This window comes from Candidatus Methylomirabilota bacterium, assembly GCA_003104975.1.
Classification (GTDB): domain Bacteria; phylum Methylomirabilota; class Methylomirabilia; order Methylomirabilales; family Methylomirabilaceae; genus Methylomirabilis.
Genome location: PQAM01000008.1, coordinates 438,860 through 462,270, shown reverse-complemented (window position 1 = coordinate 462,270; position 23,411 = coordinate 438,860). Strand labels below are relative to the sequence as shown.

Genomic DNA, 23,411 nt, shown 5'->3' with positions numbered 1-23,411 from the left:
AGATACTGTAATACTCACATACGTACGTGTCAAACCCCAGAGACATCCGGGTCGGTCCCACGGGGTTGTGCCCGCTCGGTCAGGTAGTCGGCGAGGGCATCGCGCCAGGGGCGCAGATCGTCGAGACCGAGCGACCGCAGATTCGCATTGTCCAGAACGGAGTAGGCAGGGCGAGCGGCAGGGGCCCCGAAGGCGGCAGCCGTCGTTTCCTGCAAGTGGGCACGTAGACCGCTCATCTCGAAGATCGCCGACGCAAACTGGTGCCAGGAACATTCACCATTATTACTGATGTGGTACAGACCATACGCGCCGGTCTCAACCAATTGCCGAACCTTGCGCGCCAGCTCCTTCGCACTTGTGGGGGTTACGATCTGATCGCCCACCACCCGGATCTCGCGCCCCTCCGCGGCTAGTCGGAGCATCGTTTCAACGAAATTGCCCGTCTTGTTATAGCGGCCCGCCAAGCCGTAGAGCCCGCAGGTTCGGATGACGAAGTGCTGCGACAGCACAGCCTTGACGAAGTACTCGCCGGCCAGCTTCGAGGTGGCGTAGACGCTCAGCGGTCCCGGCGGATCGTCCTCCCGGTAAGGGGTCCGCTGCCGTCCGTCAAACACATAGTCGGTGCTGAAATGCACCAGGACTGCCCCGATCGCTTTGGCGGCAATGGCCAGATCCCTGACCGCCAAAGCGTTCACGGCGAAGGCGCGCTCGGGAAAGCGTTCGCACTCATCGACCCGATGATAGGCCACGGTGTTCAGGATCAGACCGGGCCGATATTCTCGCAATGCATCCCGCACCTGAGTCCGGTCGGTCAGTTCGAAATCGACATGGTTGAGAGTAACCAAGTCCTGATCGCTGAAGATCTGCCGAAGTTCTTGCCCCAACTGCCCCTCGGCCCCGATCAAGAGCGTGATCATGAAACCCTCCAGAGCTGAAGCCGAAGGCTGGGAATCTTGGGGAAGTCGCGGGCGTGAGTTCCGGTTCCGCTCATGAACGCGACCCCTCCCCAGATTCCGCGTCGAATCCGATCATTTCATCGACCAGGTAGAGCGGCCGCTGTTTGACCTCCTCATAGATGCGACCGATGTACTCGCCGATGATTCCCAGCGTGATCAACTGCACGCCGCCAAGGAAGAGCATCGCGACCATCAACGACGTCCAGCCGGTCACGGGCCGATCCGTAAGCAACTTCTGGAGCACCGCATAGACGATATAGAGAAAACTCGCACCGGAGATCAGGAAGCCGAAGTAGGTGGCCATCTGCAGTGGGACAAACGAAAAGGAGGTGATGCCGTCGATGGCAAATTTCAGCATCTTCCTGAACGGATACTTGGTCTCGCCGGCGGCCCGTTCCTCACGGATGAACCGCACACCCGTCTGTCGGTAGCCGATCCAGCCCACCAGCCCTCTGACAAAGCGGTTGCGCTCGGTGGTCGCTCGCAGCGCCTCCACGGCGCGCCGGCTGAGCAACCGGAAGTCCCCCGTGTCGGCCGGGATCTCGACGCGTGACAGCCTGCGAATCAGCCGGTAGAACAGCGCTGCCGTCGCCCGCTTGAACAGGCTTTCCCCTTGGCGCTCCTCGCGGACGGCATACACGACGTCGTAGCCTTCGCGCCACCGCTCGATCAGCGTTGGGATCAGCTCGGGCGGATCTTGCAGATCGGCATCCATGACGATAACGGCGGCCCCGCGGGCGCGATCCAGCCCGCAGGTGATCGCCATCTGATGGCCGAAGTTCCGGGAGAGACTGACGACCCTGATCTTCGAATCCTCAGTCGCCAACTTTTTCAGCACATCCAGGCTGCCGTCCCGGCTGCCGTCGTTCACGAAGACCAGTTCGTACGACTCGCCCAGGCGGCGCATCACCCCGGCAAGCCGCGCATAAAGCGCCGGCAGCGTCTGCGATTCGTTGAAGACCGGCAGGACGATGGAGATTGTCGGGGTCATTTCACTCATCTACGGCACCGAGAAGAGGTGCCCTCTTCCGGGATAATAGCCGTTGAACTCATCTTCGAGTGCGTCGAGGTCGGTTCGTTCGAACGGTCGAACCCTCATATAGATCCATACGGTGACCCCGTTGTCGAGCGTGAACCTACCGGGCAGGCGCTGAAACGAGGCGCCGATGCCGTGGCCCTCGGTGACTTCCCGCGCCAGGACGCCGACGACGCGCTGGTCATCGGGACGCACACTGTATTGCGTGGGACTGGCGGCCACGAGGTATGTCGCTTGCAGGAACCGGCGGGGAAACCCGTCGCGCTTGTCGACATCGTGCGTGTACAGGATACGGTCACAAAAAGATCGAGGGTGTGGGCCAAGCCTACAGGCGTTCTGCAAGATATTTGAATTCAGAATATGGGAGCTGGCCAATACATAGATATCGCCCGGTTGCTGCAGCTCCAACGTCTCTACACGCGCCAGCAGGTTTTCCAGCACATCAATGTCGTACCTGACCAGTGGGTACAGTCGCGTTGACGGGGCTGGGACGAAGCTGCCAAGATGCTCAGCAATACCCGCAACTCCCGGAACAAAGGTCGCGAAGGAGCTTATCGATAGGGCAGCCAGCACACACCCGACCGAAGCGACTCGCCACAAGCCGTTCGTCATCTCCCTCCAGAGGCCGATAACGACTGCCGCAATGCCTACGGCGAGACCCGGAATCAGCAGGTACACATGTTGAACTCCAAAGACCTGGGTTCGCGCGAACAGCACGAAAATCGCGAACAATTGCACGAGCAGGAAGCTGCCTATCACCCGGGTTTCCTGACGGACGATGAGCCAGACAAGCCCGACCAGACCGGTGATCAGTTCAAACCACCCGAATTTACGGGCCACATCTTTCGCGACCTCGACCAGGGAGTTATTATACCGCCAGGCCGAATAGATGTCGGAATAGTCCGTTCGCATGGCCCTCAACGCAAACGGAGCGGCGAGCCAAAACAGGGTCAGGGTGAAAACAAGCCCAATGATGACCGCGTTGCGGCCGGCAGTCAGATAAGGGCGCCAGGCGATGCCGTGCCGCTGATAGATATCAAGACCGTGAGCAACGGTAATCGCCGGAAAGAAGGCCACCACCCAAAACGCATACCAGCGCCTGAGCAGAACGAGAAGGCAAAGAAGTAGTCCGGTCGCCACCAGTCTACCCAAGCCCTGTTCCGAGAGCGGTACGGCGAAGTGCAGCAGCGATATGCCTCCTATGAGGACGATCCCCACCACGTCGGGGTATCCTTGCAGTGCGGCAGCCCACAGCATATGGAGCAGCGGGAGACTCGCGACGGTCAACACGAACGGCACGAAAGGCCGCCGGGGAAAGTACGGACGAAACAGCCGCTGCACCAGCAGCCCCATAACCAAGACAGCCGGCACCAGATAGATATTGGTAATGGCCAATATGTACGGCAGGCGGCCGGTTCCGAACAGCCATCCCACCGGGACCAGCGGCAGCACCGGCAACGAATTATGGTCGTCCTTCCGAATGGAACCGATCAGGGAACCAAGCGTCGCGATGGGATGCTGCGTGAGTGACCCGGCAAGATCCCGGTACCGATCCCAATAATGGGACCAGTCCCAATAATAGATGTAGCGTTCTTGAACCACATAATAGACCGCAAACGCATTAGCCAGGACGGCCAAGGCAAGGCACGCGGCCACAACCCCGCCATATCTTCTGAACGGCCGGTCAATTGAGAGTTGTGGTGTCATGAGAGGGTTGTCTCAGTCTTTTCTGAAGGCAACTCCCAATAACCGCCTTCCTGCATTGCTCTCATAGTCCAAGTCTTTCGAATAGATGTGTGTCCAGATGTGCGGATCCGTGATCAGGCAGGAGTCTCCAAACTTATTGGTACATCGGATATACGATCCATCCAGCGATAAGTCGTACTGGTGTAGACCACGCCACCACTCTGTGGTGCCTTCATTCTCATAGAAAATCACCATGAAGATCCCATTTTTCTTAAGAACCCTGTAGATATTGTCTATCGTCAGGGACGGATCTTGTGTGTGATCCAGGGCATTGCCTATGTAGGCGATATGAAAAGATTCCTCCCCGAAAAGGTTCATGAGCGTCTCTCCGGTGCCGTAGATAGGCTTGACGGGAAATTCCCTGAAGAGTCCGTCTGTCTCCATCAAGGCAACATACTCACGTGCGAGGGGGTCGATTGCTGTAATCTGAAATAACCCTTGAACCTGACCCCCAATAAGCTGGGAAAAGGGGCCGGAGCCGACGTCGAGCGCCAACAGAGCTTCTCCTGGAAACAGCACCGGGCTTTCGCGGTGGACGAAGTTGAGCAAAAATTCAGGATAATAGTATTGATACTGCTCCTTCGATCTGGCCACGGAAAGCGCAGGTTCGAGATGTTTCCTTGCGGTGATCGCCTCTTTCCAAAATGTCAATTCAGATGAGAAACCCTCCTCCTCTATGACTCTACAATGCGCTGATGAGGTGTCGAGCCGGGCGATCGGTACTGTATGACCCGCGTCGTCTTCTGCCTCTATGGAGATGCTGATCTCATCCCCGAGAGCCGGCGGAATCCTGACGAAGGTCAAGAACCCCCTGCCCGGCTGTCTCGTCGCTTCTCCGGTGATCCGTTGTCGGTCATACGGCGTCTGAAAGGTCCTCGCTGCCGACCCATTGATGGAACAGATGAGGTGTTTGATATCCGTGTCGGAATCTACAAAACCCCTGATTTCGAGGAACGGCGTCGGCGAGCTTGGGTCGCGTTGGGCCTCACAGAATGTAATGGCGCCGTCAATTCTTCTTTTCCCCGTCTTTTTAAAAAAATACATTTTTGCAGTCTCCAACTTCAGTTTGCTCATCTACTACTTGCTTGTAATAATACCCGTACGTCATTGCCCAGAAAGTCCCTCCTCACCCCCGCCCTCTCCTCCAAGGAGGCGAGCGGCACGAAAAAAGACCTCCTCTCCCTCCATTTGGGGGAGAGGATTGAGGTGAGGGGGCCGTAATGCGTCGACTTTCATGTCCATGGGCGCACCAGCGATGCATGCGGTATTCCCGCAGTCTTTAAGCGGGAATCCACTGATGTTACTGGATACCCGCTTTCGCGGGTATGACGGCTTATGTGCGCTAACTTTCGAAATTAAGTACTACGGTACCGAGAAGAGGTGCCCTCTTCCGGGATAATAGCCATTGAACTCCTTTTCGAGTGCGTCAAGATCGGATCGTTTAAACGGGGACTCTTTCAAGTAGACTCGAACAGTCACTCGGTTGTCGAGCGTAAACTCACCCGGCAGGCGCTGGAAGGATGCGCCGATGCCGTGTCCCCCGACGACTTCCCGCAGCAGGACACCGATCACACGCTGATCATCGGGACGCAAATGGTATTGCGCGGGACTGGCAGTAACCAGGTACGTGGCCTGCAGGAACTGACGAGGAAACCCGTCGCGCTTATCGACATCGCTTGCACTGAGGATGCGATCGCAGAAGGATCGGGGGCGCGGACCAAACTTGCAGGCGTTGTATAAGATATTGGAATTCAGAATATTGGAGCTGGCCAACACATAGATGTCGCCGGGTTGCGCCAGCTCCAACGTCTCCACGCTCGCCAGCAGGTTTTCCAGCATATCAATGTCATGCCTGACCAGTGGGTAGAAACGGTCTGATGGCAGGAGAACGCGAAGACGGTCCGCGATAGCGACAGCCCCCGGAGTAAAGGCAGTGACGGAGCCGAGTAACAGTACGGTGAGCATCAGCCCGACGGAAGCGACCCGCCACACGCCATTCATCATCCGCCCCCACAGACCGATGACCACTGCCGCAATGCCTACGGCGAGACCCGGAATCAACAGGTAGATGTGTTGCAGGCTGAAGTCTTGGGTCCGCGTGAACAGCGCAAAGATCGTGCAGAGCTGTACGAGCAGGAAGCTGCCCAACACCCGCGTTTCTTTACGAACGGCCAGCCAGGCAAGTCCGACCGAACCGGCAACAATTTCAACCCAACCGAACCAACGAGCCAGATGGCTCACATCATCCATCAGGGAATGGTTGAACCGGTAGGCCGAATAGATGTCGGAATAGTCCGTTTGTATGGCCCTCAATGCAAACGGCGTAGCGAGTCCCAACAGGGCCGAGGCAAACGTCAGTCCGATAATAACCGCATTGCGGCCGGCAGTCAGATAAGGGCGCCAGTCGCTGCCGTACCGCCGATAGATGTCAAGGCCGTGGGCGACGGCGAGCGCCGGAAAGAACGCCACGACCCAATACGCGTACCAGCGCCTGAGTAGAACCAGAAGGCAAAGGAGTAATCCGGTCGCTACCAGCCTACCCGCACGCTGTTCGCTGAGCGGCCTGGCGAAATGGAGCAGCAAGATGCCTCCTATGGGTACGACTCCCACCACATCGGGGAACCCCCGCAGTGCGGCCACCCATAGCATATGGAGTAGGGGGAGACTTGCGACGGTCAACACGAAAGGCGCAAAGGATCGCCGGGGGATGCCTGGGCGAAACAGCCACTGTAGCAGCAGACCCATGACGAGTATAGCCGGCAGCAGATAGATATTGGTAATGGCCAATATGTACGGCAGGCGCCCGGTTCCGAACAACCATCCCACCGGAACCAGCGGCAGTACCGGCAGCAGATTGTAGTCGTCTCGCCGAACGGAGCTGAGCAGAGAGCCAAGGGTAGCGGTGGGATGCTGCGCGAGCGATGCGGTAAGGTCGCGATACCGAAGCCAATAATGGGACCAGTCCCAGAAGTAGATCGTGCGTTCCTGGGTCACATAGTAGACTGTAAACAGATTGGCAACGGCAACGACCGCAAGGCAAGCCGCCACAGCCCCGCCATATCCCCCGAGCGATCGGGACGCTGCGCGCTCCGCCATCATGACGGATTGGTGTTGCAATTGGAGCCTGCGCACCGCTGCTCGATCAATGACCAGAGCTGTCCACTGCTCTTGTACACATTGAACCCCGCCCTGACCTTTTTTCTCCCTCTCAGACCGTACTCTTTTCGTAGTCCTGGATTCTCCAGGAGCTTTTGAATGGCGTCAGCGATGGCCTCTCCATCCCGCGCCGGTACCAACAGGCCATTCCTCTGATCTTCAATGAGTTCCGGGATCCCCGAGATCCTGGTCGACACAACGGCCGTCTCACAGATCAGCGCCTCAACCAGGACCGTCGGGATCCCATCCCGCTCGCCATCACCCGCATACACAGATGGGGCAACCAGGATATGCTCCGGTCCGAAGTATTCCAATACCTTATCATTCGTCAGCGCTCCGGCAAACGTCACGCAGTCCCACAGATCATACTCCTCCGCCAGCGCCTGGAGTTTGCCTCTTTCCGGCCCATCGCCGATGAGCATACAGTGTGGAAATAGACCGCGTTCCTTAAGGAGAACGAGGGATCTGAGCAGATAGTCAAAGCCCTTCTTTTCTACCAACCGTCCAACGGCCATGATGAGCGGACTCGCCTGATCAACGCGCTGCACACGATCTCGTCCGTATTCGGGATCGATCCCCAAGACAATCCTTCGGATCCTGTCACGAAATGCCCCGGATGTCATTGAGATAAGCCGCGACGCGCAGTAGCCGGTCGTTGCCACAACGAAGGCGGCCCCCTCAATCTTCTCATAAAGCATCCTGAAGTCGGACTCGTGTTCAAAGTCCACGAACGTGCTGATACTGAAGGGCAGATGGAGGAGCGAGGCGGCAACCATCGCCCTTGTCGCGGGGTAGGTGGACCCGTAGGCATGGATACAGGTGATACCGCGCCTTTTCAGCAGCCCGATGAGACCGAATGATTGCACCGGGTGAAAGACATTATGAAACTGTTCGAAACGAAGGAACAACAGCTTGTCCCCATGGGAGTGGGGCCGATACAGGTGGATGAGCTCCGCCATCCTGCGCGGAGAGCGGACGAGGAAAAAGAGATAGCGAAGCACAGCGGCCGTTCGAGACAATCTGGGCACCATAATAGCCCTCTTCAATAGCTCCTGCGCCTCCGGATGGAGCACCCCGTAATCGCCTTCCTCCAAGGCAATGACATCGCAGTCGGCGCCCTGCTCAATCATCGCGAGGATCTCACGATAGACAAACGTGTGCGAGATATCAGGCAGTACGGGAATGAGGATCCCCACCCGAACGGGCTTCCCGGATTGTTTCGAGACTCGATCGCCGGGCGCGGGCCGACGCCACATCGACAGCATAAGACAGGTCATCACCGTGGCGATACCGGAGACCATCAGACAGGCCAGCATGTCGGCAAGGGCTCTCATCCGGCGGCTGAAGGACAGACCGACTTCTTGAAGTCTGCCGTCGAGAATGATCCTCCTTTCGGCTGGGATTATGAGCGAGAGGACAATGGCATCAGAAAGATGAACAACCTCGCGTGAATTCCGACACGGAATCACAACGAGGTCGACGCGCGCTTTTCGTAGCTTCCTGATAAGCAGCATGCCCTCTTTCCATGATCCGGCGGCACGGCTATCGTAGACACAGAACTTGTTGATGTGAGGATTGCCTGAGAAGGATTCCACCTGCTCTCGCTGCAGCAGTAATGTCACCTCTGCGCCGGGAAATTGCCCGCGCAGATGCGCAAGCGCTCTGTTCGTTTGATGGACATCCGCCGAGCGAAAAACAAGTACTTTTTTCCTTCTCTGGGTCGTCATCTTCGATGGCCTTCTACGGCTTTCTTACGGCGAAGGGATTCTCTCGTCCGGCCCCCTGAGCCCGACCAGTTTCAAGAACAGGCGCTTGACGCGTCGGCGCCGGCTGATGGCCTTCCAGACCGGAGACCGATACATTTTTGCGACGAGTTGCTCGACCGCAAGACTCACGACAACCCGCTCTCGTAACTCCGGACTGATGGTATTGGGTTGGGACAGGATCCCGGTGAGTCGGGCGACATGCTCTTCCAGCTCCTCCGCCCGCTTCTGCTGGCTCAATTTCTCCTGCCAGATACGGTGTGTAACGGGTTCCAGCCGCTGCGTTTCCAACCAGTGGCAGTAGCGATCCAGCGCCAAAGACCAATACTCGAAATCCTCACCCGTCCCATGGTTACCCTGTAACACGTCGGCCAGGTGTTGCGACACAGCCTCGACCATCTTGGACAGGGGAAACTGCTGCCGCACTCGTTCGCGCGCGGCGGCTCCCATCGCCTGCCGTACTCCTGGATGCTCCAGCAAGGACAGGAGGGTTTCCACGAACCGGTCGATCTCACCCGGACCCCCTAGCGGGATGAGGACGCCGACCTCGGACGTCACCAACTCTCGTTGGCCGCCGACATCGGACGCGACAACCGGGAGCCCCATGGCCATGGCCTCATAGAGCGTCAGGGCGATCCCCTCCCACTGAGACGGCAACAGTAAGATATCGGCCTCGCGGTAAAACTGGCCCGTATCCCTCCGAGCTCCCCAGAAGACGCACCGCTCCGACAGACCAAGATCGTAGGACAGCTTCTTGACCTCGGGGAGATCCGGACCGTCGCCGACAATCCATACCTGGAAGGGGGTTGTCGTGCGCTTATCAAGCCGTGACACGATCTCCATCAGGACCTCGGGCCGCTTCTGCTCACAGATGCGCGCCATGTAGAGCAGAACGGGGGTCGTCACGGGACAGCGTACCTCCCGACGAAGGAGGCCTGGCGTGAAGCGATCCGGGCTGAACTCGCCCTCCGCGTCGATGTTGGTATAGACACAGTGCACCTTTTCCGGAGAGCGAGAGAATTCCGACGTATACATCTTCAGCAGATGTTGCGAGCTGACAAGGCTCCGTTCCAGTGCGGGGCTTGACATCATGGAGCAATGCGCATATCCTCCACCCTTCCAGTGCATCTCCTCGATATGCACAAAATCAAGGACCTTCAGTTTGGGAAAAATCTTCTTCAAGACGGGCGAACACAGATACCCGTATTCGCTGTTGGAGATAAAGACCGCCGAGATGTCCCGGCTCCTGATGAAATAGACCAGGAATCTGAGCCAGTCTTCAACGGGCAGGAAGTTCGGCAGATGGAAGATCTCCGGCGTCAACTCAGCAAATCGATCCCCCCACGGGTTTTCACTTTTCAGCGTCGTCACCACGTACGGGCGAAAGCGAGCACGATCGAGGCCGCGCAGCACATCGAGATTGAATTTATCCGCCCCACCCATGTTGAGCCATGGCCAGATGAACAGCACGCCTGGGCGGTGGTCCGACGAGTACTGGTTCACAAACGGCAGATGGTCGTTAATAAACGGATAGGGGGGCGGCCAGGGAGGTTCCGGCGTCGAAGGCAGGCCATCCTTATAGAGTCGCGCATGTTTGACGCGCCTGTACTCGGCAAACCATCGGTTATAGCCCTCATCCGTCTCAATCTGCGCAAGCATTGAATTGGGTCGGCGGCGGTACCAGCACAAATACTCTGGGATGACTTTACTGGTGAAACCATGTTCGATCATGCTTAGCCAGTAATCCCAATCCTCATAGCCGCGCCGTATCGACTCATCATACTGTCCGCACACAAAATGGGCGCTCCGCCGAATAACACTCGTGGGCACCAGAAAATTCTCTCTCAACATCTGCTCGCGCTTAAACTCCCGCAGCCACAAGTAATTCTGCTCCCCAAAGCCGATGACCGCACTATGGGCCCATGCGCAGTGCGGATGCGTCTCCAGAAACCAGAGGCACTTTTCCAGGAACGTTGGAGCGAGCAGATCGTCGGCATCAAGCTGGGCCACGTATTCGGAACGAGCCTCTTGGAAGCCATAATTCCGGCTGGCAGCAAGACCTGCGTTGGCACGATGAATGACACGCACCCGAGGATCTTGCTGCGCGAGCTCGTTCAGCACGCCGACAGCCCTTGGGTCGGTCGATCCGTCATTGATGATCAACCACTCGAACTCGCGGAAGGTCTGACGAAAGACGCTCTCGGCCGTTTCACCGATAAACTCCACCATATTGAAAAACGGCGTCATGATCGTCACCGCAGGATTGCACGCACCGGAATCCTGGTCCAGCTCAACAAACGCCCGATCAATGCGTATTGGTTTCATTCGTGTGTGTTGGTCTCCATCGCCTGCCGGCCGCTCAGCAGGCGCAGACGCCGGCCGATCCGCGTCCAGGCCTGCTCTTCCAGGTCATCCAACGTCCGACCCACCTTCGCCCGCTCGTGCTCCAGCACAGCAATGCGGGTGTGTAGGGACTCAAGGGCTCGACGATGCTCCAGGACCAGCGCCTCGCGCTGCTCCGCCTCCCGCTGCCAGTTCCGTACCTGCTCCTCCAGCCGTACCGTGGCGGCCTCACGCTCCGCTCCCTTCGCCCGGAGGTCCGCAACCAGCGCCTCGCGCTGCTCCGCCTCCTGCTGCCAGTTCCGCACTTGCTCCTCCAGCCACGCCTTGGCGGCCTCAAGCTGGGCCGTCCATGTCCGAAGTTCTGTAAGCGTCCTCTCGCGCTGCTCCGCCTCCTGCTGCCAGTTCCGTACCTGCTCCTCCAGCCACGCCTTGGATGTCTCAAGCTGGACCGTCCATGTCCGAAGTTCTGTAAGCGCCCTCTCGCGCTGCTCGGCCTCCTGCTGCCAGTTCCGTACCTGCTCCTCCAGCCACGCCTTGGATGTCTCAAGCTCCGCTGCCCACCTGTGCACCTTCGCCAAGGCCTCTACCGAGGCATGCAACCACTCTGCCTCCTGTGCTCTGCCCGGGTGTTGGCGGTACTCTGCCAACACCTTCCGGCCGGCGAGGGCTATCTCCCGGACGCCCCTGTCGAACCGGTAGCGGTGCGTCTCATTGTCTGCATGCCACCGGTACTGGACCAAGGGTTGGCTGAGGAAGGCGACTCGTCGGTTGAAACAGAGCTTCATCCACAGGGCATAGTCACACGCAAACCCGAGATCCGGGTCAAATCCACCGGCCTTGACGAGCTCCTCCCGTCTCACAAGGACACTCGGCGCACAGATGAGGTTTCCCTCAAACAGCAGACGTCGAAGGTACGCGCCGCCATCAATCGTGAAATCGACCTCGGACGCCTCCACCCACCGGGATGGCGGATACGGCGCCGACGGCTCAATGAGGATCTCCACTGCCGAATGCACGATCCCGATGGTGGGATCAGCCCGAAGAACGTCGAGTTTCCGCGCCAGGTTGTCCGGCTGCATCCGGTCGTCTTGGTGGAAGAGACACAGGTACTCACCGCGGGCCAGGGAGACGGTGCGATTCCAGTTCCCTGGAATGCCCAGGCGCACCTCATTCTCGTAGAGGACAATGCGAGGATCGCACAGGGAGCGAACGATCTCGACGGTCGTATCGGTAGACCGATCGTCGACCACGATCAGTTCGAGGTCCTGGATGGTCTGATCCAAGACGCTTCGGATCGACTCGGCAATAAACCGCTCGCCATTGTAGGTAGGGATGCCTACGGAGACCTTTGGGGGGGCCACTGCCAGACCCGCTCTCGCCACACTGCACACGTCACGGGCGGAAGTGTTCCGCCCCGCCTTTTCTCAACCCTCTCCAGAAGGAGAGAATGCGCAACCCTTCATGAAAGGGGATATACGCCAGATGAAGCAGATACCGATTGTCTCGACAATACCTGTACTCCTCTCGGACCACATGCCATGACCACCTGAGAAAGTATGAGAGCGGCGCATGAGATGGAGGACCGTAATATTCCATCCCGTAGGCTCGGGACAGGTAGGGAATCAACTCGCCGTTAAGACGAAATCGGCTCGCCCAGTACCGAAGCGACAGGGGATGGCTGTGATACACTGAGGCTTCTGGGACATAGAGAACATGGTGGGATTCCGGCAGCAGCCGTCGCCAGATATAGTCCTCGGCACCCGGGGCCGACTCGTCGAAGGGGAAGCGCACCACGACCTCTCGACTGATCGCGCAGTTGGCCGCGGAGAAGATGACCGATGGACCGTCTGCATGATCAGAGGGAAATATCCGGTTCAACTCCATCTCCTCAAAGGGATTCAGCCCCTGTCGTGGCTCTTGTCTCCCGAAGGTCGCGACCACACCGTTATCGCCTGTCAGCGGCTCAACCAGACGTGTGAGCCACAGCCGGTCCGTCGGCGTGCAATGGGCTGAGAGATACACGATATACTCCCCTTTGGCAATCTGCGCTCCGCGATTCAAGGCGCGCCCAAAGCTGAACTCGTCGGGACTCATAGAATACACCGCGACGGGAAACCTGCGCGCGATTTCGAGAGTGCCGTCTCGGGAGCCCGAGTCCAGGACGATCACCTCGAAGAACCCATCGTACTCCTGGGCAAAAAGCTGCTCCAACACCTCGCCGAGGAACCGAGCCTCATTCCTGCTTCGAATAACGATGGAGATATCCACGGTCTCATCCGGCCGCTGATGCCGTTGGTTCGAGAACCTCCTCACCATTGGTTAGAAGTCCCCCGTGGGGGTCATTGCGAGGCGAAGCCGAAGCAATCTCACCGTTCTTCGCACCTTCAAAAACAAGGCGCCTTTTCAAGAGAATCCGTCGTGTTCGACCTCCAATCGAATCGTATTCTAGCGTTACTTAATGACGATATCAATAAGTTCACATGCTATTGGTCCCCGCACAAGCAATGAAACACGGACGATTCACGTGTCCGTTCATCCTTGAGTTGTAGAAGGACACGGTGGGCATCCTCAGGACAGACTTCTTGTGCGCGCTTCAATAGTTTCATCACCGGACCTGGAGATATCGGCGTACGTTCTTTTTTACGACTCACCGCGCAGACCGTTGCAATCGAGCCTGTGTGATTTCCGAAGCTGTCGCATCTCATGCATGGTTGGGTTCAGCACCTCATTCCATCAACGCGAAAGGGAATGCCCGCTTGTCGCGTCCCGTTGACGGTCCGGGGGAGACCCGACGCTGCGCCGAACGAGCGACAGATAAAGCTGTTCTATCTCAATCGCATGCGCTCGAATTGATTTGACCTCGACCTCATCGGCGTTCCCTCGCAATACGTCGATCAGGTGCGGTTCGACTGCAATCCGACCCAGGGCGATCGCCAGGGAGTCCACCGATCCGACCTCGAACAGCAGACCATTCTCGCCGTCGCGCACCAACGCCGGGATCCCGCCCACCCTCGCCGCAATGACGGGTACCCGCACCGCCAACGCCTCATGGATCGTCAACGGCGCATTCTCCGGCCAGATCGATGGGACGACGAGCAGATCGAGGCCGCTCAAGATCCCGGCGATCTCATCGTTGCGGAATCCGCCCATGAATCTTACCGGCTGCCCGGCCGCCTTCTGCTGCAACTGTTGAGCGTACTCGGGGGTTGCGGTCGACTCTCCGTAGATCAGCAGTTCGGCCTTATCACTCCCCAGCCGGCCGAAGGCCTCAATAAGCAGGTGCACCCCTTTGTGAACCACGATGCTCCCGATGAACCCGATCCGTAATCGGTCAGCCGGCCGTTTCTGAAAGCCCTTGAACAATTCGAGCGCAATGCCGTGCGGCAGCCGGATAATCTTCTCGGGAGGCACGCCATGGGCAATGAACCGTCCGCGAAGGAACTCCGACGGGGCGATCACCAGATCTGCCTGCAACAACCACCGGCGCATATAGTGGGTTCGGTAAATCCCGGCCAGCCGCCCGATCCATCGCAGGCCCATCTCGGCGCGGGTGTTCATGACCAGCGGGTGCTGGATACATGAGGCGCACTTGGCCCCCGACCCCGGCCCCTCGCAGATCCCAAGGGCCGACGTGAGCAACTGGGTCCGGTGGCATAGATACCAGTAATCATGGAGGGTGAAGACAACCGGCAGGCGGCGGCGCTTTGCGACACCCACCATGGTAGTCGAGAGCCTGACGGTATGTTGGAAATGCACGATGTCGGGCCGCCATTCACGCAACAACCGATCGAATGCCCTGTCGACCGCAGGGTCGCTCAAGCTGCGGCGAAAGGCCCGGACGATCCCATATCCCCGCCGTCGGTCCTGATCGATCAGGAACCGCCGAACGGGGAAACCCTCATACTGGTCGTCTCGCTCCGTGGAGGACGCGCCGGCTGATCCCTCCTCCCTGGTGTAGATCCGGACCTCATGGCCTCGATCCCGCAGGCCCTTCGCCAGGCTGAAGGTATAGATCTCAGTGCCGGCCACATGTCGCGGCAGGAACTGATGTACCACCAACAAGACCCTCATCGATGCCTCAACGGCGCGGCGCCTTCGCACACCGAACCGACTCATACAACGCTTCAAGCTCGGCTGCGTGCCGGCCCATCGGCGTAACAACAGGGATCCCCTCGCGCAGGTGCTCGACAAGTCCGCGATGCGCGATCAGACGTCTGAGAACCCGCTGCAGGTCCTGGGGATCACCCACCTTGAACAGGAGCCCGTTGACCCCATCCTGGACCAGTTCAGCCATCCCGCCGATGTCCGAGGTCACAACCGGAATCCCGGCCAGAAAGGCCTCCTGGATGGTCAGGGGTGAATTTTCACACCAGATCGACGGAACCACCAGGACATCGATCCCCTCCAGAATCCTTGCGATCTCCTGATGGCGGTATCCGCCCATCAGGCGGATTCTGGAATTTGTGATGAGGCCTTTCACGTGCTCGTCATACGAAGGGAAGAAGTGGTAGGGAACGAAATCTCCGTAGATCTTCAGTTCCACATCATTAGCCTCGACGCCGTTAAAGGCCTCCACGAGCACATGCACCCCTTTGGACAGGAGCAGATTCCCTATATAGCCGAATCTGAGCCCGGACGATGGGGTCCGTCGATAGTCGGCAAACCGCTCGATCGGATAGCCGTTGCGAAGCCGGATGAGCCGTGTGGGCGGTATACCCCATTGAACGAATCGATCCCGCAACCATTCGGATGGGGAGATGAAGAGGTCCACGAGCCCGAGCATCTCGCGGAAATGGTGGAGTCGCTTCTCAACCTCGACCGAGAACGCATCTCCATCCGAACCGTCGTTGCTCGATAGCCGCCGAAACGCCTGCTTCGCCAGCCCTTTGATGGGCGACAGCACACGTTGCAGGAGGGGACCGGCGGCGTGGTAGCCCCGCGCCATCGCTCCATACGTCGCAGAGTACGGCAGGAGTTGCGGCAACAGGCACGTCAGGCAGCCATCGCGAGATGGGCCCTCGCACCGCTCCGATCCAGGCCTCAGGAGCTGCCCCAGATGACACATCCACCAGAAGTCATGGTGGGTATACAGGACGGGGATATCCCGCCTTTTCGCCTCCATCAGCATGGTCGTGGACAGACACGTCAGGTGGTGGACATGGACGATGTCCGGTCGGATCTCGTCCAAGAACCTCCCGAACTCGCAGTCGATCATGCCGTCGCGATAGGTCTGTTCGAACGATCGGACCTCTCTGAACGTCCGATTCAGCTTGGAAACCGGGAGCCCTTCATAGCTATCGCGGACGACCAGATACTCGGGCAGGTCAGGGCGCGCGATCCGATAAAAGACGTGGACCTCATGACGTGTGATGAGCTCACGGCACAGGTTGAAGAGGTAGAGTTCCGACCCGCCGATATTGTCCGGTGGGAAGGCATGGATGACCTGGGCAATCCTCATAGGTCATCCACCGTCCCCGCGATCCGGCTGCTTCACCGGACGGAAGACACCCAGCAGAAGCCGCAAGCCTGCCACCACTCTGTACGTACGCGTCTGCTGGACGGTGGCCCATTCCTGTCGGATCCTGGCGGCCTCGGTCTCGGCCTGAGTCAGCAGCTTGCGGAGCCGGACGGTTTCAGTCTCGGCCTGAGTCAGCAGCTCGCGGAGCCGGGCGGTCTGCTCGCGGAGTTCAGTCGTTTCAGTCTCGGCCCGTGTGAGCATCTCGCGGAGCCGGGCGGCCTCGGTCTCGGCCCCGGATACCCGCTCCTGCAGCCGATCCAACTCGGCGTCACGGACAGCGAGACCCCGTAGAGCCTGTTCCAGTCGCTTGTCATCCACCGCCGCGTGGGTCTCTGCCGACCCCGGTGTTCGGGATACCATTGTGGCCTCCTGATACAATCGCTCCAGCGCCTCCACGTGCACCTCCATCGCCGGGCTTGGGGATACAGGAATGGCCGACCTCATCACCCCCAGCAGCTCCGGCCGGTCAAGAATCTCCTGAATGCGCGCCGCCAACCCGGCGGTGTCGCCGGCAGAAAAGATCAATCCCGCAGACCCTGCTCGCTCAGCAAGTGCCCCTCGATCCGACACGATCACCGGCAGGCCTGCGCGGAACGCCTCATCCAATACGAGACCGAACGACTCATGGGCAAGAGATGGAAAGACGGCGAGGTCCAGATCGAGTCCGGCCAGATCGGACGGGACATAACGCCCATAGAACCGCACCTGCAACCCGGTCGCCGCCGCCTGAAGCTCCTCCAGATACCATGGAGGCGCGTCGCCGCCATACAGGTGGATCGCTACCCGGTCCGGTTCGGCCAACCGGCGTGCGGCCTCGAGGAGGAGATGGACCCCCTTGAGAGGCCAGAGGTTCCCCCAATACCCGATCTGAAGGGGTCGGTTCGGGAATCCGGCTGTCGGATCACGGGTTGGGGAAGGCCACTCGACAAGGCTGCCATGCGGCAACACCCGCGCACGATCGAAGACCGCCCCCATCGTCCGGCAGAGGAGTTGCTTCTGGGCTTCCGACGGCACCACGAGGCAGGCGGCCAGTTCGAGCTCCCTGGCCAGCGTCCGTACGCGGATGTCGATCGCGCTCGCGATCTCCGCATCGTCCTGCCAAGGCGTCCGCTCCACACAGTTGAGACAGGCGGCTGGTGACGAAGGTTCGGTGCAGAAAGCACCGTCCCGTGTGAACCGCATCCCTCTGGGACAGGAGATCCAGAGGTCATGGATCGATACCACAACCGGGATCCCCTCCCCGGCGCAGACCGCCACAAGATTGTCCGTGAGGCGCATCCAGTGGTGAAGGTGCACGAGATCGGGACGCGCGAATGCCAGGAACTCACGAAACAGTCGAGCCGCCCCGGGGTCGAAGGATCGCGTCCAGTGCCCACGGTGCCAGCCAGAAAGATCGCCGGCGTACCGGCTCAGCCACACCCCATCACAGCGGTTTGTCAACAACCGGGGCTCTGGAGCTCCCTCGTCTGTCCCGGCCAGCACCAGGCACTCGTGGCCTCTGGCCGTAAGGGCCTTGCCCACCGCCGCCATATAGGCCTCCGTTCCACCGACCTCGTGCGGGAGGGCGCGATGGGCGATCTGCAGGATCCTCACCCCCGTCTCACCTCCTGATACGCCTCGACGTACCGAGCCGACGTCAGATGGATGGTCCGGTAGGCGTTCAGACCGGCCACCATGTGAAGATAATCGTTGTACCGGAGCTGACTTTCATACTGTTCTACGGCCTTGCGCTTCACCTCCCAGACAGGGGTGATGTCGATCACGTGGGTTGGTGTAACCGTCGCCCAGATCTCATAGCAGTAGTCCTGTACGGGGGCCGCGTGCTGACGAAGCGCTGCTTCAACGCCTACCCCAAGCGCCCAGTGGTCCGGGTGGATCTCCCTCGCCGACGGCCGATAGACGATGTCGGGTCGATCGGTATCGAACAGTATCCTCAGCCGTTCCGACAGGTCGTCGGCCTCTGCGAGCCGACCGTCCGGATAGTCCCAAAAGACCAGTTCCTCCACCCCCAAGATCGCCGCGGCCCGTCGGGCTTCTGTTCGCCGCAGCGCCACGTAATCCTGCCCGGCGTAGTAGCCCAGCGCATCGCCTGCCGCCCCGTCCGTCACGACGACCACCTTCACGCGATCGCCCTGGCGGCGGTGTAGTGCGATGGTCCCACCGCATCCCAGACTCTCATCGTCAGCGTGCGGGACCACGACCAACACACGTCCATGCGGCGGGGCTGTCAAGACCTTCGGGGGCTCAGGCGGCATCACATCACGGTCATTAACGTCTCAGCTCGATGCGGGCGCAATAAATTGCGCCCCTACGCAGACCGCGCTGTTCGTGCTTCGCCTGTCGGCGCGCCCATAGCGATGGAGTTCCCTCCGACCCGTCATTGCGAGCGACCAACGGGAGCGCGGCAATCTCACCGTCGTTGTCCTGAAAGATTGTGAGATTGCTTCGGCTTCGCCTCGCAATGACATGACGGATTTTGTCGACAATGACCGCGCTTCGTACCGCATTCATCAATAGATGTCCGAATCGCCCATGGTGTAGTACCATTGCGCGTTCACCCGCTCCAGCGAGATCTCGGGCGTTTTGGTCAGGGCGACAAGGTGATACAGCGTGGGCTCGGATCGATAGCCTCGCTCCAATAGCAGTTGGGTGGGCCATCCCGAGGGTCGAAACCATGCCTGCAGTTGGGTCATCCCGGCCTCGCGCGCCGCTGTTTCACAGTAGGCAAGAAGCGCCTGGGCTACCGGCAATGCGCCATCCGGGACGAGCCAATCCACCAGGAAGGCGATCGACTGATCCGCGATCCCAAGCCGCAGGACGGCGATCCCTGCAAGACTTCCGCCGAACCGCCGACGGGCCGCAAGCAAGATGTACCGAACGTCGGGGCAATCGGCATATCGCCAGTTGAGGTATCCGGCATCCCGCACGGTCGCGACACCCACGCTTGGCCCGACTTGCGTCCAGAGCCGGTCAACGTCTTCGCCAAAGCGATCGACCGGCTCGACGCGGAAGCGACTGGCCCTCCAGGGCAGCGGCCCACCCCGGTGATCATTCAGCTCCAGGACCAGGCGTACGACCGGATGGAGCGGGACGTATCCGGCGACCCGCTCCCCGACCCGCATGGCCTCCGGCGTCGGAAAACCATAGCCGACCGCGACCTTGCCGGAGACCAGGTAGTCGGTGATGTAGGCATTCGCCAATGCCGCGAACAGACCGGGCCGCTTCAGCCCAAGCCTGAAGCGGCGATCCACCATCACATCGATGATCTGGGTAAAGATCTGCGTCGTCGCTCCCCAGCTCACTCGAACGGGCAGTGCGGCGTACTGCCCTACCAACTCCCCGGAAGGCGCCTCCGCCAGCCGGATGTAATCTGAGCCTGCTGGATTGGCCTGGAATTTCCATCGCCAGTGCTCAAGGGTGCGATCGACGCTAAAAACATCCTGAAACAGACTCAGGATTCGGCCTTCATCCCCTGACCGATACGGTCGGATAGCCCACCGTCCGGCGGGGTTCAGACAAATACCCTCATCTTGCGGCTTCATTGAAGACTTCAAGGTAGTAGCCCCATTCACTCCGAATACACGGACGCTCCACCCGTATCTGAGTCCTCTCCAGGCTCATCTCAAACCAGTCATGAAACGCGTCGGAATCGCAATTGCTGCAAAGGTCGATCTCATCATGCCTGCCCATTCTGTGAAGCATCCTCGCCCTGTTCATAGGATCACCGTTCCAGATATCCCGCAGGCTGGCTTCAGGGAACTTCCCGATAAGATATTTCGCATAGTCGGCCGAGCCGGCATAACAGCACAGGACCACATGCCCACTCCAGCCCATCACCAGCGTCTGATCAAGGGACGGGCACGGCTTCTTGAGCACGATCCTCCGATTGACGCTTCTGTCGACCGGCCGCTTCAGAGACACCTGTATTGTATCGACCTTGCCCTTCCAGCGCTCTACCATGAGACCAATATCGGCCTCTTGATGGGCAACCATATTGAGGTATACTCGAGGGGTACCGGCCTTCCTGAGGGACAGCAATCGTTCGATGTTCTGCTCAACCTCAGAAAGGATTGCGCCCTTTCTGTAGTGCTCAAAAACCTCCCTCTGAGCGCCATCGACCGAGAATCCAACCGTGTCGATCTGCAACGCAACAATGGCCTCGGCCTTTCGTGCGTCGAACAACGTGGCATTACAGAGAAACCCCACACCTATGTTCCCTTTATCCTTGGCATAGCGCAGGATGTCCAGAAATTCAGGATGCAGTAACGGCTCCCCCGAGCCTGTGAGGTGAATATTGGCTCTCACCGGCCAGGCGCCTATCTCATCCAGTGCGCCCATCCAGATATCCCTCGGGATGAAGCCGACCTCCCTCTTTCTGGTGACGCCCTCACCCCATTCGGAGCACATCCTGCATCGCAGGTTGCAGCTATTCGTCGGCTCGATCACGAGGCTCTCCGGATAGTCGGGCGCGCTCATCTCACCCGGCGGCCTCCACACCCGCTCCCTGACGAGGCAATGGCTTCACACCTTCTCCGAGAGGCTCGACCTCCCACCGATGGTCCAGGTAACAGAGTCCTATCATCTTGGCTTTTTGGGCAACCCTGAATCTCACCTCGCGCAGCCGTCGATCATAAACGTGCAATCCGTTTCCGTCCAAGAGAAACGCACTCAGCGCGTACTCCCCAGACAGCAGCGGCAAGCGCGGCAGATGGAGGTGAGCGTGTCCGCTTTCAGTAGCCGCCTCCATGGCGACAATGTGAGTTCCGGTCCCAAAACACTCCGTGCCGTCGTTACGAGTCAGAACAACCCCGATGTGAACCGGAGTCGGCGATTGAGGGACGCGGAAAGAGACCGTCACGACAATGTCATCACCGGTCATGAAGATGTCGCGCTCCCCTGAGTCCTCAGCCTTGGCTACGTGAATCCGATCGATCCAGGGAAACGGCGTCACATGATCGGCACCCACAGGCGGTTTGGCCGACGGCAGTTCCCGCTCCCGAAGGTAATTCTCATACGCCCCAGCCACTCGGGACGCCTCCCCCATCTCATGAATTTGACCATTTCTCAACCAGATCAGCTCATCACAAATCATCCGAACATAATACAGGTCGTGGGAACAGAATAGAATCGTCTTCCCTGTTTTCCTGAAACTGTCGATGCGGTCGAAGCACCGTTTCTGGAAATATACGTCCCCGACCGACAGCGCCTCATCAATGATTAACACATCCGGATCGATAGCGGTGGCGACTGCAAACGCCAACCTGATATACATGCCGCTGGAATAGATCTTGACGGGTTGATCCAAGAAGTCGCCGATGTCCGCAAATGCCGCCACCTCAGGCAGCTTTCGCTCCATCTCCCGTGACGGGATCCCCATGATCGCCCCGCTCATCAACGCGTTTTCCCGCCCCGTAAACTCGGGGTTGAACCCGGCGCCAAGCTCCAGGATCGCGGAGACGCACCCTTCAATACGCGCCGTCCCGGCGCTGGGTTGCAGGGTGCCGGCGACCAGTTGCAGCAATGTGCTCTTGCCGGCGCCGTTATCTCCGATGATGCCGAGCGTCGTACCCCTCTTGACCTGAAAGCTGACGTCGCGAAGGGCCCAGAATTGCTTGTGATAGGTCCGACGGCCACGAAACAGGAATTCTTTGAGCCGATCCTGCGGATGGGTGTAGATCCGATAGACCTTGGACAGTTGCCGGGCCTCAACCGTCACCATCACAGTACGTCGGCAAAGGCAGGCCGCATACGCGCGAATACCCGATAGCCCAGCCAGTTCACGATGAGGGCCATCAGCGTCAGCGCAGCGAGGCTCCACCAGGTCGGAATCTCACCCCGAAGGATCAGGCTCCGGTAGGCCTCTACGACGGTATACATCGGATTGATGGTCAACAGGACCTGCATCCCCTGGGGAACCATCGCGGGCGGATAAAAGATCGGCGTGAGGAACAGCCACAGCGTCAGGATGACTCCAAGAATCTGACCGAGATCCCGTACAAAAACGGTCGTCCCGGCGATAAGCCATGCCAGTCCGGTCGTCAATGCGAACTGCAGCACCAGGATCGCGGGCAGGACCAGGATGACCGGCCGAATGGGATGCCCGATGACCAGCAAGACGCCCAGGAGGACGCCGAAGCCGATCAGCTCATTGACGATGCCGGCGATCACCGGATAGACCGGCAGAATCTCCGACGGAAAGATGACCCGCTTGATCAGGTTGGCATGCTCCAGGATGACGCCGGTCGAGCGATTCAGCCCCTCGGCAAAGGCATTCCAGGGGAGTAACCCGCAGAACAGGTAGAGGGCGAAATAGTCCGTCCCCTCTCCGGCGCCGACGCGGACCTTCAGGATGGCGGAAAAGACGATGGTGTACAGCCCCAGCATGATGAGGGGATGGATGATCGACCAGAACAACCCGACGGCAGAGCCTTTATAGCGGGCCAGCAGATCCCTTTTGACGAAGCTCCAGATGAGGGTCCGGTGACGGTACAGCCCAACACTGCAACGCATGCAACCTCCCACTCCGCGAGGACCTGCCCTCCCCGGCCCTCGCGAAAATTACGTCTAGTATAGGAGGAATCCGACAGTATCGTCAAGGAAAAAGCTCGGGAAGATGGGTAGATAGCACACGTTCCAATCGCGTGACCACGGCTGGCTGAGGTGGGGTAGTGCGCGGGAACCTGAAGACCGGCAGTCCGAAACCGCCTGCCTTCTCGTTCGACGACAAGGGCCTTACAAGTCTAAGCCAACATGTGAAGCTCGCGATGTTCTTTCGAGCGTCGAGTATCTTACCGAGGTCACTAGTGTCCCATTTCCGAAATTCGTTGCATATTTGTGGACGTCATTCCGGCCAAGCCCGCATCGCGGGCGCGAGCCGGAATCCAGGAAATACC

18 protein-coding genes are annotated in these 23,411 nt (G+C 59.2%); all 18 read right to left on the bottom strand.

Annotated features, from left to right (window positions below; genetic code table 11):
* Positions 1–29 precede the first annotated feature (29 nt).
* Positions 30–917: a dTDP-4-dehydrorhamnose reductase gene (rfbD, locus tag C3F12_05835; protein ID PWB47487.1), complete on the bottom strand. Its 888-nt coding sequence runs from the start codon at positions 915–917 to the stop codon at positions 30–32.
* Between the two features lie 70 nt (positions 918–987).
* The gene (locus C3F12_05830; protein PWB47486.1) at positions 988–1,956 is read right to left on the bottom strand and encodes a glycosyltransferase; all 969 of its coding nucleotides are present in this window, start codon (positions 1,954–1,956) and stop codon (positions 988–990) included.
* Positions 1,957–3,699: a hypothetical protein gene (locus C3F12_05825; GenBank protein PWB47485.1), complete on the bottom strand. Its 1,743-nt coding sequence runs from the start codon at positions 3,697–3,699 to the stop codon at positions 1,957–1,959.
* 12 nt (positions 3,700–3,711) lie between these two features.
* Positions 3,712–4,812 carry a hypothetical protein gene (locus C3F12_05820; GenBank protein ID PWB47484.1) on the bottom strand — a complete coding sequence of 367 codons (1,101 nt, stop codon included), beginning with the start codon at positions 4,810–4,812 and terminating at the stop codon, positions 3,712–3,714.
* A gap of 288 nt (positions 4,813–5,100) precedes the next feature.
* A complete protein-coding gene (locus tag C3F12_05815) occupies positions 5,101–6,837 on the bottom strand; it encodes a hypothetical protein (protein ID PWB47483.1) in 1,737 nt (578 codons plus the stop codon).
* Positions 6,834–8,621: a hypothetical protein gene (locus C3F12_05810; protein ID PWB47482.1), complete on the bottom strand. Its 1,788-nt coding sequence runs from the start codon at positions 8,619–8,621 to the stop codon at positions 6,834–6,836. Before C3F12_05810 ends, C3F12_05815 begins: the two co-directional genes overlap by 4 nt.
* A 24-nt stretch (positions 8,622–8,645) precedes the next feature.
* A complete protein-coding gene (locus C3F12_05805) occupies positions 8,646–10,982 on the bottom strand; it encodes a hypothetical protein (protein ID PWB47481.1) in 2,337 nt (778 codons plus the stop codon).
* Positions 10,979–12,391, bottom strand: a complete 1,413-nt coding sequence (locus C3F12_05800) for a hypothetical protein (GenBank protein ID PWB47480.1) — start codon at positions 12,389–12,391, stop codon at positions 10,979–10,981. Before C3F12_05800 ends, C3F12_05805 begins: the two co-directional genes overlap by 4 nt.
* Before the next feature lies 1 nt (position 12,392).
* On the bottom strand, positions 12,393–13,316 hold the full coding sequence (locus C3F12_05795; GenBank protein PWB47479.1) for a hypothetical protein: 924 nt from the start codon (positions 13,314–13,316) through the stop codon (positions 12,393–12,395).
* 417 nt (positions 13,317–13,733) lie between these two features.
* Entirely contained in the window at positions 13,734–15,116 is a 1,383-nt protein-coding gene (locus C3F12_05790) for a hypothetical protein (protein PWB47478.1), read from the bottom strand.
* The gene (locus C3F12_05785) at positions 15,079–16,458 is read right to left on the bottom strand and encodes a hypothetical protein (protein ID PWB47477.1); all 1,380 of its coding nucleotides are present in this window, start codon (positions 16,456–16,458) and stop codon (positions 15,079–15,081) included. The genes C3F12_05790 and C3F12_05785 overlap by 38 nt, the downstream gene beginning before the upstream one ends.
* Positions 16,459–16,461: 3 nt before the next feature.
* Positions 16,462–18,111: a hypothetical protein gene (locus tag C3F12_05780; protein PWB47476.1), complete on the bottom strand. Its 1,650-nt coding sequence runs from the start codon at positions 18,109–18,111 to the stop codon at positions 16,462–16,464.
* A complete protein-coding gene (locus C3F12_05775) occupies positions 18,108–18,773 on the bottom strand; it encodes a hypothetical protein (protein PWB47475.1) in 666 nt (221 codons plus the stop codon). Before C3F12_05775 ends, C3F12_05780 begins: the two co-directional genes overlap by 4 nt.
* Before the next feature lie 13 nt (positions 18,774–18,786).
* On the bottom strand, positions 18,787–19,029 hold the full coding sequence (locus C3F12_05770) for a hypothetical protein (GenBank protein ID PWB47474.1): 243 nt from the start codon (positions 19,027–19,029) through the stop codon (positions 18,787–18,789).
* On the bottom strand, positions 19,029–20,060 hold the full coding sequence (locus C3F12_05765; GenBank protein ID PWB47473.1) for a hypothetical protein: 1,032 nt from the start codon (positions 20,058–20,060) through the stop codon (positions 19,029–19,031). The genes C3F12_05770 and C3F12_05765 overlap by 1 nt, the downstream gene beginning before the upstream one ends.
* A complete protein-coding gene (locus C3F12_05760; GenBank protein ID PWB47472.1) occupies positions 20,044–20,994 on the bottom strand; it encodes a hypothetical protein in 951 nt (316 codons plus the stop codon). Before C3F12_05760 ends, C3F12_05765 begins: the two co-directional genes overlap by 17 nt.
* 1 nt (position 20,995) lies before the next feature.
* The gene (locus C3F12_05755; GenBank protein PWB47471.1) at positions 20,996–22,237 is read right to left on the bottom strand and encodes an ABC transporter ATP-binding protein; all 1,242 of its coding nucleotides are present in this window, start codon (positions 22,235–22,237) and stop codon (positions 20,996–20,998) included.
* Positions 22,237–23,028 (bottom strand): sugar ABC transporter permease, encoded by a 792-nt coding sequence (locus C3F12_05750; GenBank protein ID PWB47470.1) that lies wholly within the window; start codon positions 23,026–23,028, stop codon positions 22,237–22,239. The genes C3F12_05755 and C3F12_05750 overlap by 1 nt, the downstream gene beginning before the upstream one ends.
* Positions 23,029–23,411: the final 383 nt, after the last annotated feature.